The following is a 20,088-nucleotide window of genomic DNA, read 5'->3' as shown; positions in this document are numbered from 1 at the left end:
GAGTGGTCTTTTTTTATTCTCTGAGTTTATTAAACTATCTATTAGAGTATTATCAAAGTCTTATATTTAGATATTAAAAGTGAAACTAGGCTGTGATAAAATTAGAGGGTACGTTTAAGAGGGGACTAATATGGAAAAAATAAAATCTAATTTGCGATTTTTCCTTTCTCGAGTAGATTATTCAACACAATTGACAGCGCTATCTTTAATTGTCATGCTAGTTTCAATTTTAATTGTTGGATTAGTTCATGGTTCAATTAGTGGCTATATTCAAGCTGTGCTTGTAATTATCTCGTTGATACTTTTTGTATACCTCTTCTTGCTTTTAGGTGAAAAAGCCGGTAAGTATACGAACAATTTACAGTATCGAATCGATCGAGGAACGGACAATAGTTTTGTCGAATATCCTTTGGGAATCTTGCTTTATGATGATGATAACCATGTTCAATGGGTTAATCCTTATTTTGTTGAGAAGACTGGAATGGGTAGCATCTTTAGTATGAGCTTATCAGATATTTCTAATGATTTGATTTCATTAGTTAGCTCTGATAATAAAGATGAATCACATCGAACTATAAGAATCGGCGATAAATACTATTTAGTTCAGATTCAAAGAGAACTACAAACAATGTATTTTATGGATATAACTCATTATTCTAAAATTGAGCGACGTTATGAAGACAATCGTTCTGTAATTGGTCAAGTCTATCTTGATAATTACGCTGAAATAACTCAATCAATGAGTGATCGGGATGTTTCTAATCTGGATAATTACATTACTAATGAATTATCTAATTGGGCATCTAGTGAGCAAATGTTCTTGAAACGGATTGACGATGATCACTTTTTCATTGTTGCCTACTCAGGTAAGATTTTTAATATGGAGAAAAAAGGTTTTAAAATTTTGGACGTTATTAGAGAATATACATCTCAACAAAATGTTCCATTAACTTTAAGTATGGGATTTTCATACGGTGTTGATGACTTAAATGTTCTAAATGATGAAGCTCAAAAAAATCTTAATCTTTCTTTAGGACGAGGTGGAGATCAAGTAGTCGTTAAAGAAATTGGTAAAAAAGCTCGTTTCTACGGCGGAAATACCGATCCTATGGAAAAAAGAACTCGTGTTCGGGCGAGAATGATCAGTGAAGCCTTGCAAGAATTGTTAAAAGATAGTGATCAAGTTTTGGTAATGGGCCATAATCATCCCGATATGGATGTTTTGGGATCAAGTCTTGGTATCAGACGTATTGCGCAAATGAACAATACACCATGTAAAATCGTGATCGATACTAATAGTCTTCATACTGACGTTAGCCGATTAATTCAATTGATCGACAAAGATCCTAGTATTAAAGATGATATCGTTTCTTCAGAAGAATCAATGAATATCGTCACATCTAATACTTTGATCGTCATGGTTGACCATTCAAAGCAGAGTATTTCAATAAATCCAGAGCTATTTAATAAGACTAGTGAAAAGGTAGTTGTAATTGACCATCATCGTCGAGGTGAGGAATTCCCAGAAAATCCAATGTTGATTTATATTGAACCTTACGCCTCATCTACTAGTGAGTTGATTACTGAAATGCTTGAATATCAGCCAAAGAACAAAAAAGCCATTGAAAAAATTGAAGCCACTTCATTGTTGGCAGGTATTACAGTTGATACCAAATCATTTTCACTTAGAACTGGAACTAGAACATTTGATGCAGCTAGTTATCTACGTTCTGTCGGTGCAGATGAAACCTTAATTCAAAATCTTTTGAAAGAAAATATTGATTCATTTATCCAAAGAAATCATTTGATCGAATCCATAACAATGGTAGGAGATAGAATGGCAGTTTGTTTTGGTGAAAATGATCGAGTATATGATCCAGTTATTGTTGCCCAGGCAGCGGATACATTGTTATCATTAAATAATGTCGAGGCCTCATTTGTAATTAGTAAACGACCTGATGATAGAGTTGGTATTTCTGCTCGTAGTTTAGGCAATATCAATGTCCAAGTTATTATGGAAAAATTGGGTGGTGGAGGTCACTTATCCGATGCCGCTACTCAAATATCAGACGTAACTGTTAATGAAGCTAAAGAGCAGCTGGTTCAAGTTTTATCTGAATCTGAAAATAAAAACTAGGAGGAATCCATCGTGAAAGTTATTTTTACTGCGGATGTAAGAGGAAAAGGAAAAAAGGGCGAAATAAAAAATGTTGCAGATGGTTATGCCCAAAACTTCTTAATCAAGAACAACAAGGCAATTGAAGCTACTAATCAAAATTTGTCAAAATTGAAGGCTGAACAAAATAAAGAAGCCAAGAACTATAAAGAAGAACTAGCAAATGCAAATGAATTAAAAAAGAAAATTGAAGACGATAAGACGATCGTTGAAATTTTTGCCAAATCAGGAGCAGATGGTAGATTATTCGGATCAGTAACAAGTAAGAAAATTTCTGAAGAATTAGACAAACAATATGGACTAAAGGTTGATAAACACAAGATGGAATTAAATGATGGTGTTAAATCATTAGGTTATATCAATGTTAAAAGTAAAATTTTTGAGGGTGTTGAAGCAACTATTAGAGTTCATGTTGCCGAAAAGAAGTAATTTAAATGAATAATGAAATGACAAGGATACCACCTAATGATAAAGATGCTGAACAAGCTGTTTTAGGTGCGGTATTTTTAAGCCAGGATGCACTAGTTGAGTCAATGGAATATGTTGACGCAGAAGATTTTTATCAACATGCTAATCAGCTTGTCTTCCAGGCGATGGTTAATTTGAATGATCAAGAATCTCCAGTCGATGTAGTGACGGTTCAAAATGAACTTGATCGTTTAAATCAAGTTGAAGATGTTGGTGGTGTTAGTTATTTAGCAGAATTAGCCAACGCTGTTCCAACGGCAGCTAATACGAGTTATTATGCGCGTATCGTTAAAAATAAGGCTGTCTTAAGACGTTTGATCAATGCGGGTACAAATATTGTCTCTCGTAGTTTTGAAGAGTCAGAAGACCTTGATACGATCATCGATCAATCTGAAAAAGATATTATGGAAGTTTCAGAGAATCGTAATCATCAAGGATTTAGAAAAATTTCTGATGTCGTAAAATCATCTTTTAACGAAATTGATAAGTTATATAGTCAAGATACTGACGTTACTGGTTTATCGACCGGTTATAAAGATCTTGATAATTTAACTACTGGATTGCACAAAGACGAATTGATCATTTTGGCAGCTCGTCCTGGTGTTGGTAAAACTGCCTTTGCCTTAAATTTAGCCCAAAATGCAGCAACTAAAGATCAAGCAACAGTTGCTATTTTCTCATTGGAAATGGGTGCTGAACAATTAGTTAATCGTATGATCTGTTCTGAAGGTAGTATCGATGCTAATGCATTGCGTACTGGCCAATTAGATGAAAATCAATGGAACAGTTTGGTCGTGGCAATGGGAAGTTTATCAAGAACCAATGTTTATATTGACGATACTCCTGGTGTTAAGATGGCTGAAATTAGATCAAAATGCCGTCGATTACTAAAAGAAAGTGGTCAGTTAGATTTAGTTATTATCGACTACTTACAATTGATCGAAGGTACTGGTCAGGAAAATAGACAACAAGAAGTTTCAGTTATTTCTCGTAATTTGAAAAAATTAGCTAAAGAATTGCATGTTCCAGTAATTGCGTTGTCACAGCTTTCTCGTGGAGTTGAGCAGCGTCAGGATAAAAGACCAATGTTGTCAGATATTCGTGAATCTGGTTCAATTGAACAGGATGCTGATATTGTTGCGTTTCTTTATCGTGATGATTACTATCGTGATGAAGATGGTGATGATGACAGTGAACCACAAGACCAAGAAGATCAAGATGTTGGTGAGGTCGAAGTAATAGTAAGTAAAAACCGTTCTGGTCCGCGTGGAACAGCCAAGTTATTGTTCGTGAAGTCTTATAATAAGTTTTCTTCGATAGCAAATATCCCAGAAAATTAGAGATACTTTCACTTGTTTTTTAAAAACTGAAACAATTTAAGAGGAGATAGACATGACAACAGTTGTTGTAGTAGGTACCCAATGGGGTGACGAAGGTAAAGGTAAGATCACTGATTATTTTAGTGGAGAAGCAAATATCATCGCTAGATATCAAGGTGGAGATAATGCCGGTCATACCCTAAATATTGATGGTAATGTTTACAAATTAAGATCAGTTCCTTCAGGAATTCTTTATTCTGATAAGACTAGTGTTATTGGTAATGGTGTTGTTTTAAATCTAGAATCTCTTTTAGAAGAGTTAAATCGTTTACATGAACAAGGTGTAGATACTTCAAATTTGAAGATTTCTAATCGTGCACAATTGATTTTGCCATATCATATCAAGTTGGATTCACTTCAAGAGGCCGCAAGAGGCGATTCTAAAGTCGGAACAACTAATAGAGGTATTGGCCCAGCTTATATGGATAAAGTCGCTCGTATTGGTATTAGAATGGCAGATATTTTAGATAAGGATATTTTTAGAGATTTACTTACAGAAAATCTTAAGCAAAAAAATGAATTATTTACAAAAATTTACAATTCTGATGAAATTAAATTTGATGATGTTTTTGAAAAGTATTATCAATTTGGCCAAGATGTAAAAGATCGTGTCATCGATACTTCTGCTTATTTAAACCGAGAATTGAAGAATGGTAAAAATGTTTTATTTGAAGGCGCACAAGGAATCATGCTTGATATTGATCATGGTACATATCCTTATGTAACTTCATCTAATCCAGCTGGTGGTGTAACAACTGGTGCTGGTATTGGTGCTCCAATGGTTGATAAGGTTATTGGAGTTGTTAAAGCTTATACATCTCGTGTTGGTGCTGGACCTTTCCCAACAGAACAAGAAAATGAAGTAGGTAATTTCTTGCGAGAAGCTGGTCATGAATACGGAACTGTTACACACCGTCCTCGTCGAGTTGGCTGGTTAGATACAGTTGTATTACGTCATTCATGCAACGTAGCCGGAGTTACTCATTTGTCACTTAATTGTTTAGATGTTTTAACAGGACTTAAAGAGATCAAAGTATGTACAGGTTATGATCTAAATGGAAAGATCATTGATGAATATCCTGCTAATTTAAATATTTTGGCACAATGTAAACCAATTTATAAAACATTCAACGGCTGGGATGAAGATATTACAGGTGCTAAGAGTATCAGTGATCTGCCAGATGCAGCAAAAGCATATCTTGAATTTTTGAAAGAACAACTTGGTGTTGAATATGCTACCGTATCTGTTGGACCTGATCGTGAACAAACAATTGAAGTTAATGATGTTTGGAATGCTTAAAGTTAACAGAGCGTAACATAAGGCGTTTAGAGACCGAGAATATTCGTAGATAAGCTCGGTCTCTGCCTTATGTTACGCGTTTCAATAAATAATAATCGTAATACACAAAAGGATGTGACGACAGTCACATCCTTTTATTTTGCCTAGTTTCTATTTGTAGTAGAGATAATTCCCTTTTGGAAGCTGACAAATTTTTTACTGTTACGATTGTAAGTTAACGTGTAGTAAAAATGATCATCTTTACTTAGTTGTTTAATATAAATTCTCGAATATCTAGGAACATCAGATACTTCGTAGCCAATAATACCGTAATTTGTAACTCTAGAGTTAGAATTTTTGGCGAGAGTGTAAAGTCCGGTATTACTTTTATCGGGATCAAGTCCTAGGTTAATGGCAATTTGATTAAAACTTCCAGGTTCAGAAGAGTTATTCATTACCAGATTGGAATTAATAACGGCGGTTTTAAGTCGTTGCATAAAATTCTTAGAATTGTTTATTCCTGTTTCACCGACTTGTACATCAGGAATAATAAAACGTGGTGGGTATGTGTTTGAAGTTTTCTTTAGATACTTAACAGAGAATATTTCATTTTTCTTATGATATAGACGATAACGGTAACTAACGATTTGTTTAGTGTCATTATATTGATTAAGGCTGATCGTTAAATATTTACCCTTACGATCTTTTCCAAAGTTGAGTAAGGTAACGTCATGAATATATTGATGTGATTGCTTTTTAATTTTATCGGTGAGAGACTTATCTTGTTTTTCATTGAGAAAATTAAAGCTTTTAGTGGCCTTATAGTTACTATTAATAGTATTCACGAGATCAATAGCTTGTGTTTTATCATTCTCAAAATTTTTATCATTAAGTTTGATGGATTTTGGAGTGACTCCTTGATCGATATTCTTTGGATTAACTATCAAGGAAAACGGAATAGTTAAAGATGATATCTTATTGATAGTTTTAGTTTTAACGTTTCCCCAATTGAAGACATAAGTTAAGATTATTAAAATTAGAATCAGTAAGGTTATTAATAACTTTAGATGTTTTTTAAATAATTTTTTCAAAATTTCTCACCCTTTATAATTGTGATACTTTAATATATATAATATACAAAAAGAAACGTTATTTGAGGAAAATCGTGAAAGATAAAAAAGATTTAAAAGGTGGTTCTAAATCAGTACATTATTTACTACTAGGGGCTAAGGTAATTGCCACTCTAACGGCTGTTATCTTTTTTGTAATGCTTTCACGTGGGGTAGTAAATGCAGCTGTGACTGCCAAAATAAATAGTCAGTATCAAGATAAAACACATAAGGTTTTAAAAACAAACGTCAATTCTTCTTCGGCTGATTTTGTCGGTAAATTGATCAAAACCAGTGGTAAACATATAATTACGCAAGATAATATTAAAAGATACCAAGAGTTAGAAGAATATATCAGCGAAAGAATGGATCGAGCTGCGGCTGTTTCTGCTCTTTTTGATGGTAAGAATAACTATAAAGATAGTGTGTCCAGTGGCCAGATCGATGAGTTGGATAAGAAACTTCTCAAAGAAAAAAATCAGGATGTCTACCAAAAACAACGTAATCGTTTAGATAAGATTCAAATTTGGTTTGAACAAACACAAGATGCTAATGGATATATTTCTAAAACCTGGGATAAGTTTAATGATGATAATGCTAGTTTAGATATTAAAAAAATATCTATGGTCAACGCTTATTATAAACTGATCAAGAATAAAACAATTAAGAAACAATGGACTGATGCAGTCGCTAAAATGACTGATTATTATGCCAATCATAAAGGATCAAGTGCTAGGGTAACTGCAGCTAAAGAACAATTGGATGCTCTGAGGGATGCACCTTTGACTGAGAAATATAAACCAGCCAATGTTGATATTATCGGAACACTAGATAAATCTAGTACGGATTCTGATACTTTGAGTAATGCAGGCTTAACTGGGAAGACGGTCCTATATTATGATTCAAGCAGTAATAAATTAGCTTTGATGACTAATGTTAATGGAAATTACGTTGCTGAAGACGGTTATATATCAGTAAGTAATTCAAGAGTCAGTTCTGGAAAATATAATATTAAAAAGATCATTACCTCTGCCGGCAATAATGATGCAATTATCACTGATAGTAGTAACAGCAGTTTTGGTCAATACTTAACTAATGCATCTGATAGTACATTGTCAAATAATGATATTACAGATGCTGATAATTCAACTGCTGATTTTAATTCAGCAACACCAGTATTTTGGATGAAAAATAATAGCAGTTTAAGTAAGTCAATTTACTTTAACAATGGATCTACGATTGGATTTATTTATTCCGGTGGTAGTAGTTATAGTAATGGTCTACAAATTAGTTCATCTGATTTGTCGAGTTTACAATCTAAGATTTCATCAGGAATCACATTTTACGCTGATTAGGGGTCATTATGCGAGAAACTAAGCGAAGTACAATTAAAAGAAAACATAAAAAATGGCCATGGATATTGTTGGTTTTGATCATTATGATCGCTAGTGGAATTGGTATTTTCTGGATGAAATATGGATATGATATCAAAGGCGCAATTTCAGATGGTTATTCATATAGTGAAGGTTTAACTAAGAGTGATTTTCGTCCAAAAAATTCAACCGTTATATATGATCGTAACGGTAAAGTGTTAAAAAAACTATCCCAATCTAGCTCTGACTATGTGCCAATAAATAAAGTTAATCCCAAAATAAAAAAGGGGTTGGTCAAAGTTGAAGATCAAAGGTTTTATATTCACCACGGGGTAGATATGTATGCAATTATGCGTTCACTAGGAGCAAGAGTAATACATAGAAGGATTGAAGGTGGATCGACCTTAACACAGCAGTTGGTTAAAAATGTGGTGTTAAAAGATCAGTCGCAAACAATTGATCGTAAATTAAAAGAAATGGTGATTGCCCAGCAACTGGAAAAGAAATTCACTAAGAAGCAAATTTTGGAATTTTATATCAATGACGTTTATATGGGACATGGATCTTATGGTTTTAGTAGTGCTGCTGACTATTATTTTTCAGAGAATCAAAATAATTTATCAATTGATAAACTAGCAATGTTAGTTGGTATCCCAAATAATCCCGCTTACTATGATCCAGTTAGTTATCCGCAACGCTCATTAAAGCGTAGAAACATGGTGTTATACATTTTCTACAAGAATAAATTGATAAGTCATAACGCCTATTTGAATGCCAGAAAACGACCTTTAGGATTAAAGATCAATGAACATAAATTTGATAATGATGTTTCTAATAATTATGCATTGAGTTATGCCGTAAGTAATGCAACTGAAGAATTAATGAAATCTTCTGGCTTTATGATGAAGTATAAATTTAATAGCGATAAAGAAATGAGTCAATACTATTCTAACTTCCAACAACAATTTGAACGAGCTCGTGGTGAGTTGATGGAGGGTGGATATAGTATTCACACAACTATTGATATGGATATTCAAAATAAGATCGAAAGTATTGTGTCGGATTCATACAAAGCGTATACCGGACGAGATGTCCATGGAAAACTGGCGCCACAAGTATCTAGCACAGTAGTTGATAATCAAACTGGGGATGTTTTGGCAATAGTTGGTGGTAGAACGACTGAAGGAGATCAAGTCAATCGTGCTATCAATGGTTATCGTCAACCAGGTTCAGCCGCAAAACCAATTACAGCATACGCACCTGCCTTTGAAAGAGGCTATTTACCACAGAGTACTGTAATTGATTCGGCAATTGCCGGTAGGAAAAATTGGTACAGCGGATACAAAGGTAAGACGACTATTCGTGATGCTTTGGCAAATTCTATTAATACGGTTGCCTATAAGTTAGCTTTAGAAGACAACAAACATCTGTATTACAATGATTTGACTAAAATGGATTTTGCCCGATTATCACCAGAAGATGATAATCCTATTATTGCTATTGGTGGTTTCAAAAATGGTGTAACGACCACCGAGATGGCATCTGCTTATAGTTCATTTTCAAGAGGGGGTAAGTTTATAGCCCCAAGTAATCTAAGCAGTATTTACGATAATGAAAATGAACGTTATATTTACCAAAATACTCATCCAAAAACATCTGTTTATACAAAAGATGCTAGTTATATGACTTTAAATACTATGCAATCAGTAATCACTGATGGCTCTGGTAAAGATGCTAAACTTGATAACTACGACTACACTGCTGGTAAAACAGGTACGACAGATGATAGTAAAGATTCTTACTTTGTTGGTATGACTCCTAAATTTACCATTGCTAATTGGACCGGAAATGACATGCCATCTACTTTGACAACTGCCGAAGAGAGTTTATCAATGCAAAGCTTTAAAGCCGAAGGTGAGTATTTAGTTGATACGCTTAAGCAGAAAAATGACGATTTTAAGAAACCTAGTACTGTAACTGTTGATGGCGATAAATTGTCAGTACAAACTAAGAATAAAAAACCTACGATTCAAGATATTATTGATAATGACTTTTCAAAATATAATTCAGATCAGACAAACAAGAATGCACAACGTTTAGCTAATTTGGATTATCGAATAATTTATCACCTTACTAAAAAAGAAGAATATTCTAGAGAACGTAAAGTTGAAAAGGCAATTGATAAGTATAAAGATTCACCGATCATTAAAGAATCACAATATAATAAGAAACTTGATGAATTGCAGAAAATTCGTTATTTGAATGCTAACGTAAAACGTCAAAACGCTAAAAGTGACTTCAATAATCAAATTCTAGATCTTCAAAAAGATTTAAATATGAGTCAAGCTATGTTTCAAACCTCAAAAGACAATAAGAAAATTGCTGAATACAATAAAGAGAAAGAAAAAATTGAATCAGAGCGTGCTTCTAAACGTAAAAATAAGGTAAACGAGTTGATGCCACAATATAATACGCAACTTCAAAAAGTTAAAGATGCGTATGCAAATGATGACTCTGATAAAGAATCACAAAAGCAGAAACTAGTTAATATTATGAATGAAATAAGAAGTTACGGCGGCAATGTCCCTGATGTTAAAATAAACGGTAATAGCAGTAATTAATGGGTTGTCATGAGGTACACAATCTATTAATATTTATATAGCCAGAATATTAATGGAGGATAAGGAGAATGAGCTTAGCAGATAAAGTTTCTGAAGGTAGAATATTATTATTCAAGTGCAGTCAGTGCAATCATCCAGCCATGCTGATCCTTAAGAAAAAGGAACTGGAGAAAAATTCAGACGACTCTGTTAAATATGAAATTACGATGCAGTGTCCCAGATGTCGAAATAAAGATACCTTTACTTTGAATGATGGCAAAATAGATGTTGCATCTAAATCTGAAAAAACAGATCGGACTCCTAATCTTGATCGAGTATTGTAGAAAACATCTCTTAGTGAGATGTTTTTTTGTTTATTATAAATTTTAAAACCTAAAAACTAACTAAATATAGTATTCTTGCGTTAAGATATTTTTAGATGTTAAAACAAGTTAAATGAATTTTAAAAATAGGAGTGGGAAAAAGTGAAGGATAACAGTGCACAACCCCAATTAGCTAGTGATTATGCATATCAAACTCTGTACAATAAAATAGTTTCTCTGGAATTGTCTCCAGGTGATATCATTAGTCCAGTTCAGTTGTCAAAAGAATTAGGCGTTAGTAGGACACCAATTCAAAAGGCTAGTGCCAAGTTAGCCGATGATGGATTGTTAGATGTTTTACCGCAACGTGGTTCTTATGTTTCTCAGATAAATATCGATCGAATTTATGAATCATTTTATATGCGTAACTTAGTGGAACAAGCAGCCGTTATAAAAATTTGTGGATTGGAACAAAGAGATGATATTTGCATACAGTTAGAGCAAAACATTTATAATCAAAAGAAAGTTTTGGAACGAAATCTGTACGAAGAATCATTTGAAATTGATGAACGATTCCATCACATAATATATAAATCTGCCAACATGCTTTATATTGAGAAAGCTTTGGCCCAGATATCTGCTGATCAGAATCGATTGAGAAAATTGAAAATTCTATCAAACATTAGAGTTGATTCAACTCTTCAAGAACATAATAATATTTTGGAATCTATTAGAGCAGGTAAGGCAGAAGAAGCTGCATTGAATATTTATAAACATATTTCAAAATTTGCTGAAGATACAATCGTAATTCATGATAAATATCCAGAGTATTTTTCAAATTGGGAAAATACAGAAATAAAGAATTTAAAATTGAAAAAACAAAGCTTCTTTAGCTTTTAGTTGATTAAATAGAGAGTTCCATTTAGAAAATAGTCCTTTTAAGCAATTTTAAGGGGACTATTTTTTTTTATGTTATTGACAGCGCTTACATAAGATGTTAAATTAACTTTGTTGGAATACTAGCATTCTAGTATGTTAATAACAGAAGTGGGAGATGAAGTCGATGGTTAGCATTAAAGACGATTATTTGAATGACGAAGACAAATTCACTAGTCATGATATTGAAGTTCCTAAGTATGATTTCAAAAAAGTAAAAAAAGAAACAGATAAAAATCCGATTTGGGTTCATTTTGGTGGAGGTAATTTATTTAGATGTTTCCATGCCAAAATTGCGCAGGATCTTTTGAATAGTGGAGATCTTAAAAGTGGAATTGTAGTAGCTGAAACTTATGATGAGCAAGTTATAGATGATATTTATCAGCCCTATAATAATAAAATGCTACAGGTTGTTATGAAGAGTGATGATAGTTATCAGAAAACTTTGATTGCTAGCGTTGGGGAAAGCATTTATTACAATCACAGCAATCAAGACGGTTGGGCAAAATTAAAAAATATTTTTGAAAATCCATCGTTACAATTTGTCACTATGTCAATTACTGAAAAAGGTTATATTTTGACAGATATGAATGGTGAACTTACTGAAAGCGCCAAAAAGGATATTACTAACGATCCAGATGAAGCAAGCACGAATATGGCAGCAATTGCCAGATTACTTTTAGCCCGTTTTAATGCTGGAAAATATCCTATTGCAATGGTCAGCACAGATAATTTTTCAGAGAACGGTCAACGTTTTGAAAAAGAAATCTTAACTATTGCTAATGGTTGGTTAGACAACAATTTAGTTACAAAAGATTTTATAGATTATCTGAAAGATGATAGTAAAGTTAGTTTTCCTTGGTCCATGATCGATCGAATTACACCAAATCCTTCAGAAAAAGTTTCTAATATTTTATCAGAACAAGGTTTTGATGATGTAGATATCTTGCATACAGACAAACATACCAATATTGCACCATTCGGAAACACCGAAGAAACACATTATTTAGTCATTGAAGATAATTTTCCTAATGGACGTCCTAAATTAGAAAATGCTGACGTAATTATGACCGATCGTAAAACCGTTAACGATGCTGATCAAATGAAAGTTACAGCTTGCTTAAATCCATTACATACTTCCTTAGCAATCTTTGGATGTTTGTTAGGTTACACATCGATTGCCGATGAAATGAATAATTCTAATTTGGTCAAATTAATTAAAGGTTTAGGTTTTGACGAAGATCTTCCAGTAGTTAAAGATCCTAAAATAATTGATCCAACTAAATTTATAAATGAATTAATAAATAAGCGTCTACCAAATAAAAACATCCCTGACACTCCTCAAAGAATCGCCAGTGATACTTCTCAAAAAATTCCGATTCGTTATGGTGTGACAATTCAACATTATTTAGATGACGAAAATCGTGATGTGAAAGATTTGAAGTACATTCCTTTTATTTTAGCAGGTTGGTGTCGTTATATTTTAGCAGTTGATGATCAAGGTAATTCCTTTACGCCAAGTCCTGATCCATTACTAGATTATGTTAAAGAAATTATGGAACCAATTGAATTAGGTACACAAGATGATGAATTAATTCATAAAACTTTAAAACCATTATTAAGTAATAAACAAATTTTTGCTCATGATTTATATGAAATAGGTTTGGCAGATAAAGTAGAAGCAAACTTTAAAGAATTGAACAACGGTAAAGAGGCTATTGCAAAAGCTCTTTCCAACTTATAGGAGGTAATTTTTTAGCATGATGGAAATGGGATTTAGATGGTTTGGATCAAATGATGATCCAATTAAATTACAACAAATTAAGCAAATTCCTGGTATGACTCAAGTCGTCGGCGCTTTATTTGATGTTCCAGTAGGAGAAGTTTGGCCTAAGGAAAAAATTGCTTCATTAAAGAAAGAAATAAATGACGCTGGTTTAAAGATGGATGTAATTGAATCAGTTAATATCCACGATGATATAAAAATCGGTAAACCTAGTCGAGATAAATACATTGAGAACTACAAGGAAACAATCAGAAATTTATCTGAATATGGTGTCAAAGTTATCTGCTACAATTTCATGCCAGTATTTGATTGGTTAAGAACAGACCTTCAATTCGATTTACCAGACGGCTCGAATGTTATGTCATTTGAACTAGATAAATTAGCATCTGACCCACAAGAAATGATCGATCGAGTTGAAAGTAATTCCAAAGGCTACTCACTACCAGGATGGGAACCAGAAAGATTAAGCGAAATAAAGAGATTATTTGATGCATATAAAGATGTTGATGAACAAAAATTGACAGAAAATTTGAAATATTTCTTAGATGCAATAATTCCCGTCTGTGAGGAATGTGATGTACGAATGGCAATGCATCCGGATGATCCACCAATGCCTTTATTCGGTTTGCCAAGAATCTATAAGAATCGTGAAGATATGTTAAAAATCGAAGAACTACATGAATCTAAATATAATGGTTTCACGATTTGTACAGGTAGTTTAGGTGAAAATCCTGATAATGATGTTCCAGCGATTGTTAGAGAATTTGTCAAAAAAGATCGCGCACCATTTATTCACACTAGAAATATTAAATTTACAAGTAAAACGGACTTTCATGAATCAGCACACTTATCTAGTGAAGGCTCATTAGATATGTATGAAATTATGAAAGCCATGCATGATAGTGGATTTGACGGTTATGTTCGTCCAGATCACGGTCGAAATATTTGGGGAGAATCAGATCGTCCCGGATATGGTCTATACGATCGAGCTCTAGGAGCCACTTACTTAAATGGATTATGGGAAGCAATAAATAAAGCTTAAATTTGAAGGGAGTTTTAAAAATGTTAGCAGCACGTGTATATGGAAAAGAAGATTTAAGAATTGTAGATGTTCCAAAACCAGAAATTGAAAATCCAAATGAAGTAATTGTAAAAGTTAAAGCCGTAGGAATTTGTGGAAGTGATAATCATTTATATCATGGTGAAAATCCCTTTGCTACTTTGCCAAGAGTTATGGGTCATGAATTCGTCGGTGAGATAGATGAAATTTCAGATGATGTTAAAGAGGTTAAAGTTGGTGATCACGTTGTAGTAGAGCCAATTGCATATTGTGGTAAGTGTTACGCCTGTCGTCATGGAATGCCTAATGTATGTAAAAACTTAGTAGTATCAGGTGTTCACATTGATGGTGGTATGCAAGAATATGTAAAACTTCCATTAAAACAAATTCACAAGATTGATAGTAATGTTCCTTGGACAACTGCTGTTTTATCAGAACCATATACAATTGCCGGAAATTCAACAACTAGAGCAGAGGTCGGCTTAGGAAAGACAGTTTTGATCCAAGGTGGCGGAACAATCGGTCAATTAATTTTACGTGTAGCAAAGGCAAAAGGTGCCAGAGTAATGGTTACAGATGTTTTGGAATCTAAACTAGAATTTGCTAAACATAATGGTGCCGATGAAGTAGTTGATGTTACAAAAGAGAACCTTAAAGATCGTGTTACTGAATGGACAAATGGAGAAATGGCAAACGTAGTTATTGATGCTGTTGGTGCTCCAAAAACATTTGAAGCTTGTTTAGATTTAGCATCAGTTGCTGGAAGAATTGTTCCATTAGGTATGTCTGAAGAAGCTTCTAACATTCCTGAAAAACCAATCATGCAAAAACAATTAACTATTTGTGGTTCAAGATTACAAGCTTACCAATTTGCACCAATCATTAAGTCGATCGAATCAGGATTATTAGATGATGATGGAGTAGTTAATCAACAATTTAATATTAAAAATGCTCAAGATGCATTCGATTTGATGAATGAACATCCTGAACAAGCTCGTAAGATCGTTTTGACATTTGATTAAATAGTTAACTCTCATGAAGGTTGGTGAATTAAGTAATGGCAAACAATAACGATACAGAAGTTGATACAAAAGAATTAATTAAAGTTACAGCAAGTGGCTGGATGGGAACCGCTATGGAATTTATGGATTTTCAATTATATTCCTTAGCCGCAGCGATTGTATTTGGAGAAATCTTCTTTCCTGAGTCATCTCCGGCCATGGCATTAGTTATGGCAATGGGAACCTATGGAGCTGGATATGTGGCTCGATTACTTGGGGCTTACTTCTTTGGTCGAATGGGAGATAAAATGGGTCGAAGAACAGTTCTATTTGTAACAATCATGTTGATGGGATTAGCTTCCACCGCTATTGGTTTCTTGCCGACCTATCAACAGGTTGGAATTTGGGCACCAATTGGACTAGTTGTTTTACGTATAGTACAAGGTTTTGGTGCTGGTGCTGAAATTAGTGGTGCTGGAGTTATGGTTGCAGAATTTGCTAAGAAAAGTAATCGTGGTTTAGTTGGTAGTTTCGTTTGTCTAGGAACATCCACAGGAACCTTACTGGCTAATTTGATCTGGACCATTATTTTAATGAAATTAGATGATAATAGTTTATATACGTGGGGGTGGAGAATTCCATTCTATGCATCATTTTTGATTATGATTGTTGCCATTTTAATTCGGATGTTCATTAAAGAGAGCCCCGTTATGGCAGAGAAAAAGAAATTACTAGAAAAAGAACGTATTGAAAAATTACAAAATGCAGCTCCAGAAAAGCCTAAAAATAAAGTTGCTAATAAGAGTTTGTTAGTCGCTTTAGGACTTCGTTTTGGACAAGCTGGTAATAGTGGTATTTTACAAACTTATATTGCTGGATTTATGGTTACTTTCTTAAGTGTTCAAAAGACTGTAACTACAAATGCTAATATTATTGCTTCTCTTGTTTCATTTATTACTATTCCCGTTGTTGGGTACTTAGGTGATAAAGTTGGACGTCGTAAAATGTACATGTTCTTATCTGCAGCAATGGTTGTTTACGCCATTCCAATGCTTTTAATGATACAAACTAGAAATACCGTATTGTTAACAATTGCTATGGTTATTGGATTAAACGTTGGTGTTCAGGGGATGTTTGCCCTTGAAAATGTTATGTTAGCCGAATTGTTTGGTTCTAAAAACAGAATGACATTCATGGCTTTGGCAAAAGAAATTGCCGGAGTAGTAGCAACAGGATTTGGTCCATTAATTGCTGCTAGTTTAGTATCAGCTTTTACTGGTAGTTGGTTACCAATAGCAGTAATGATTATCGTCTTTTCATTATTTACATTCTTCAGTGCATACAAATCAGTTGAAACAACTGGTCGTGATTTAAATGACTTAACTGATGCAATGGATGAGCCAAAAAATGATAAAGAAAAAGTTACAGAGAAATTAGAATCAAGTGAATTATAGAATTTAAAAAGATATGATGAATAATCGTATCTTTTTTGCTTTTTAGTGTACAAATCCAATAGCTAAATTTGACAGAATAGCTTAAACTTTTATAATTGTTTCAACGTACACTAAATTTCTTCATATTTTTAGGGTATATTATTAACGTTGTACAAATATGTCCATTTTCCGAATTTGATGGAAAATATTAGGGATATACTAAACGGAGTTTATTTATGAATAATAAAAATAATATGTCTAGGGAACATAGACGTCGTCTGACTAGAAATAGTGCGTTGGCTTCTAATAATGGTGGAGGTTCTAAAAGATCCTTCCTGAAAATTCTAGGCTTAGTCGTATTAACGGTATTTTTTATATTAGGTGCCTATGGATTTAGAATTTACGCTCAAACTCAAGAGACTTTGGGCAAAACATATAAGGCATTAGATGGTAAACAAGCTTCAGCCAAGATTTCTGATCAAAAACCTATTTCGATATTATTGTTAGGTGTAGATACGACTGATGGTGGCGTTAGAGATATGGAAGTTGACTATCGTGGTAATTCAGATACTATGATCGTAGTAACGGTCAATCCTAAAACCAATAAGACCACAATGGTATCAGTTCCAAGAGATACCATGGCCCAAATTTGGAAAGGCGTTGGCAATAATACTAAAAAGATACAAAAAATCAATTCAGCATATAATGTAGGTAATGAAGAAAGTGCTGTTGTAACAACGGAAAAATTACTAAATGTACCAATAGATTACTATGTAAAAGTTGATTTCAATTCGTTAAAGAAAATTGTAAATAGTGTCGGTGGAGTTGATGTCGATGTACCATTTAGCTTCTCATATGGTGATACAGATGAGAAAGAATCTCACTTTAAAAAAGGAAAGATGCATCTAAATGGTAAGCAAGCTTTGGATTATTCAAGAATGAGATATGAAGATCCAGAAGGAGACTATGGTAGACAAAAACGTCAAAGACAGGTAATCTCTGCTATTATTAAGAGTGCAGCAAGTGCCAATACATTTACTCACTATCAAAAAGTCTTGAATAGTATCTCAAATTCCATGACTACTAATTTAAGCTTTAGTGATATGCAGTCTATTTTCCTTAATTATCGAGGAGCTTCTAAAAAGATAGGTTCTGATCACGTTCAAGGATTCAGTTCGACGATCGACGGATCTTCTTATGAAATTGCTCCAACTAAAGAATTGCAAAGAGTATCTGATAAGTTGAGAAAACAATTGGATCTAACTCCAGCAACTTTAGATAATCAAGAAACAAAATTGAATAAGTACAATAAATCTTTAGGATTCTCGTTTAAATATACTGGTGATCAAAGCCAAAATTACGAGACCAAGATCAGAAGTACAACAAGTAGTGAAGGTACTAATAAAGATAGTGATGATACAATCGGACTATCAGGGTTTTAATTAAAAGGCTGAAGCAGAATTTGTTTCGGCCTTTTGTTATGTTTTTAAAATAAGGAGTTTATTTATGAGTGTTTTAGAGGTACATGATTTAACACAGCAATTTTTAGATAAAAAATTATATGATGACGCAAGTCTCCAAGTAAATAAGGAAGACCATTTAGGGATTACTGGGCAAAATGGGGTGGGTAAGTCTACGCTCATCAAAATTCTAACTGGTCAAATTGAACCTGATGAAGGAAAAATAACCTGGCAAAAGCATTTAACAGTTGGATATTTGGATCAGCAAGCCAAATTGGTTGAGGGGATGACTATAAAAGAATATCTTCAAACAGCCTTTAGTGAATTATATGAAGCTAATGATAAATTGACTGAAATTTATATGAATGATCCAGATGAAGATGACCTAGAAAAAGCCGGAAAGCTTCAAGAAATATTGGATGCCAATGACTTTTATGAGCTGGATACTAAAATAGAACAAGTCGCAACTGGTTTAGGATTAGATGCAATTGGATATGATCATGATGTTTCAAAACTTAGTGGTGGACAACGTTCTAAAATTATTCTAGCCAAAATTCTTTTGGAAAAACCTGACATGATCTTGCTAGATGAACCCACTAATTATTTGGATACTAACCATATTGAGTGGTTATCTGACTATTTGAATAATTTTGAGGGTGCTTTCATAGTTATTTCTCACGATTATAACTTCTTGGATAAAATAGTTAACTGTATAGCCGATATCGAATTTGGAAGAATCACCAAATATACAGGAAGTTTGAAACAAGTAATGAAGCAAAAGGCTGCTAATAAGGAAACTTATATGAAAGCCTATGTTAAGCAACAAGAGAAAATTTCCAAAACAAAAGCTTATATCAGAAAATTCAAGGCAGGTACTAGATCTAAAAGTGCTAAGAGTCGTGAAAAACAATTAGCACATATGGATGTTTTGACACCACCAGGTAATAAGAAGATCGCCAGCTTTAACTTTCCATACCAGGATATTCCCAGTTCTAGAATGGTATTAGAAGTAAATGATTTAAAGATAGGTTATGACAAGCCCTTATTTGATCAGAAATTGAATTTCTCTATCGTTAGTGGAGAAAAAATGGTTATCAAGGGATTCAATGGTATCGGAAAATCAACATTGATCAAAACGCTATTGGATATTATAAAACCTATTGAGGGTAACTACGATTTTTCAGAAGTTGTAAAAGTAGGTTACTTTAAACAAGATTTGGTTTGGAAGAACAAAATGGCGACACCATTTCAAATAGTAGGTGAAGAACATCCTGAAAAGGATAATAAAGAAGTGCGCCAAGTTTTGGCGAGAACCGGTCTAACTAGTCAACAGATCATGTCGCCGATCAGATCACTATCTGGTGGTGAACAGACTAAAGTTAAGATTGCTGATTTGATGTTTGATCCCACAAACTTTCTATTTATGGATGAGCCAACTAATCATTTAGATGATGAAAGTAAAGCTTCTTTAAGAAAAGCCTTGAAAAGCTATCCCGGTTCAATGATATTAGTTACCCACGAAGAGGACTTTTATAGTAGTGATTGGATCAATAAGGTACTAGATATAGAGAAAATAAAAAAAATGTAACTTTTTTAAAGAAAATACTTGCAAAGGTGTTACTTAACTAGTAATATATTACCTGTTGTTGCGACAGAGCAACGGCGACAACGTGTTGATGAGTTTTCCTCATTCTTCACTGAAAAA

General features: G+C 33.5%; 15 protein-coding genes. 14 read left to right on the top strand and 1 reads right to left on the bottom strand.

Annotated elements, in window-relative coordinates; translation table 11 throughout:
• Window positions 1-130 precede the first annotated feature (130 nt).
• The 4 genes from EKM77_RS03825 to EKM77_RS03810 are packed head-to-tail and all read left to right on the top strand — an operon-like array spanning window position 131 to window position 5,323.
• A complete protein-coding gene (locus tag EKM77_RS03825) occupies window positions 131-2,137 on the top strand; it encodes a DHH family phosphoesterase (RefSeq protein ID WP_125592735.1) in 2,007 nt (668 codons plus the stop codon).
• Window positions 2,138-2,149: 12 nt separating this feature from the next.
• Window positions 2,150-2,605 (top strand): 50S ribosomal protein L9, encoded by a 456-nt coding sequence (gene rplI, locus EKM77_RS03820; protein WP_125592734.1) that lies wholly within the window; start codon window positions 2,150-2,152, stop codon window positions 2,603-2,605.
• A 5-nt stretch (window positions 2,606-2,610) separates the two neighbouring features.
• A complete protein-coding gene (gene dnaB / locus EKM77_RS03815) occupies window positions 2,611-3,984 on the top strand; it encodes a replicative DNA helicase (RefSeq protein WP_125592733.1) in 1,374 nt (457 codons plus the stop codon).
• A gap of 52 nt (window positions 3,985-4,036) precedes the next feature.
• A complete protein-coding gene (locus EKM77_RS03810) occupies window positions 4,037-5,323 on the top strand; it encodes an adenylosuccinate synthase (RefSeq protein WP_125592732.1) in 1,287 nt (428 codons plus the stop codon).
• Between the two features lie 143 nt (window positions 5,324-5,466).
• On the opposite strand, the gene EKM77_RS03805 is transcribed toward EKM77_RS03810, so the two are convergent.
• Window positions 5,467-6,393 carry a hypothetical protein gene (locus EKM77_RS03805; protein WP_125592731.1) on the bottom strand — a complete coding sequence of 309 codons (927 nt, stop codon included), beginning with the start codon at window positions 6,391-6,393 and terminating at the stop codon, window positions 5,467-5,469.
• A gap of 74 nt (window positions 6,394-6,467) precedes the next feature.
• On the opposite strand from EKM77_RS03805, the gene EKM77_RS03800 reads away from it, so the two are divergent.
• The 10 genes from EKM77_RS03800 (at window position 6,468) to EKM77_RS03755 (ending at window position 19,971) form a co-directional block, all read left to right on the top strand.
• Window positions 6,468-7,766 (top strand): hypothetical protein, encoded by a 1,299-nt coding sequence (locus tag EKM77_RS03800; protein ID WP_125592730.1) that lies wholly within the window; start codon window positions 6,468-6,470, stop codon window positions 7,764-7,766.
• A gap of 8 nt (window positions 7,767-7,774) precedes the next feature.
• The gene (locus tag EKM77_RS03795; RefSeq protein WP_125592729.1) at window positions 7,775-10,405 is read left to right on the top strand and encodes a transglycosylase domain-containing protein; all 2,631 of its coding nucleotides are present in this window, start codon (window positions 7,775-7,777) and stop codon (window positions 10,403-10,405) included.
• A 68-nt stretch (window positions 10,406-10,473) separates the two neighbouring features.
• A complete protein-coding gene (locus tag EKM77_RS03790) occupies window positions 10,474-10,728 on the top strand; it encodes a hypothetical protein (protein ID WP_125592728.1) in 255 nt (84 codons plus the stop codon).
• 141 nt (window positions 10,729-10,869) lie between these two features.
• Entirely contained in the window at window positions 10,870-11,607 is a 738-nt protein-coding gene (locus tag EKM77_RS03785; RefSeq protein WP_125592727.1) for a GntR family transcriptional regulator, read from the top strand.
• Window positions 11,608-11,770: 163 nt separating this feature from the next.
• Window positions 11,771-13,387 (top strand): mannitol dehydrogenase family protein, encoded by a 1,617-nt coding sequence (locus tag EKM77_RS03780; RefSeq protein ID WP_125592726.1) that lies wholly within the window; start codon window positions 11,771-11,773, stop codon window positions 13,385-13,387.
• Window positions 13,388-13,406: 19 nt separating this feature from the next.
• Entirely contained in the window at window positions 13,407-14,471 is a 1,065-nt protein-coding gene (uxuA, locus tag EKM77_RS03775) for a mannonate dehydratase (protein WP_125593076.1), read from the top strand.
• A 20-nt stretch (window positions 14,472-14,491) separates the two neighbouring features.
• Window positions 14,492-15,511, top strand: coding sequence for a zinc-binding alcohol dehydrogenase family protein (locus tag EKM77_RS03770; protein WP_125592725.1), 1,020 nt, complete (start codon window positions 14,492-14,494; stop codon window positions 15,509-15,511).
• Between the two features lie 35 nt (window positions 15,512-15,546).
• Window positions 15,547-16,944 carry an MFS transporter gene (locus tag EKM77_RS03765; protein WP_125592724.1) on the top strand — a complete coding sequence of 466 codons (1,398 nt, stop codon included), beginning with the start codon at window positions 15,547-15,549 and terminating at the stop codon, window positions 16,942-16,944.
• A 215-nt stretch (window positions 16,945-17,159) separates the two neighbouring features.
• Complete coding sequence (locus EKM77_RS03760; protein WP_125592723.1) at window positions 17,160-18,365, top strand: LCP family glycopolymer transferase; 1,206 nt, start codon at window positions 17,160-17,162, stop codon at window positions 18,363-18,365.
• 64 nt (window positions 18,366-18,429) lie between these two features.
• Window positions 18,430-19,971, top strand: coding sequence for an ABC-F family ATP-binding cassette domain-containing protein (locus tag EKM77_RS03755; RefSeq protein ID WP_125592722.1), 1,542 nt, complete (start codon window positions 18,430-18,432; stop codon window positions 19,969-19,971).
• Window positions 19,972-20,088: the final 117 nt, after the last annotated feature.

The organism is Companilactobacillus baiquanensis, assembly GCF_003946605.1.
Lineage (GTDB): Bacteria > Bacillota > Bacilli > Lactobacillales > Lactobacillaceae > Companilactobacillus > Companilactobacillus baiquanensis.
This window is presented reverse-complemented; position numbering and strand designations above follow the sequence as displayed.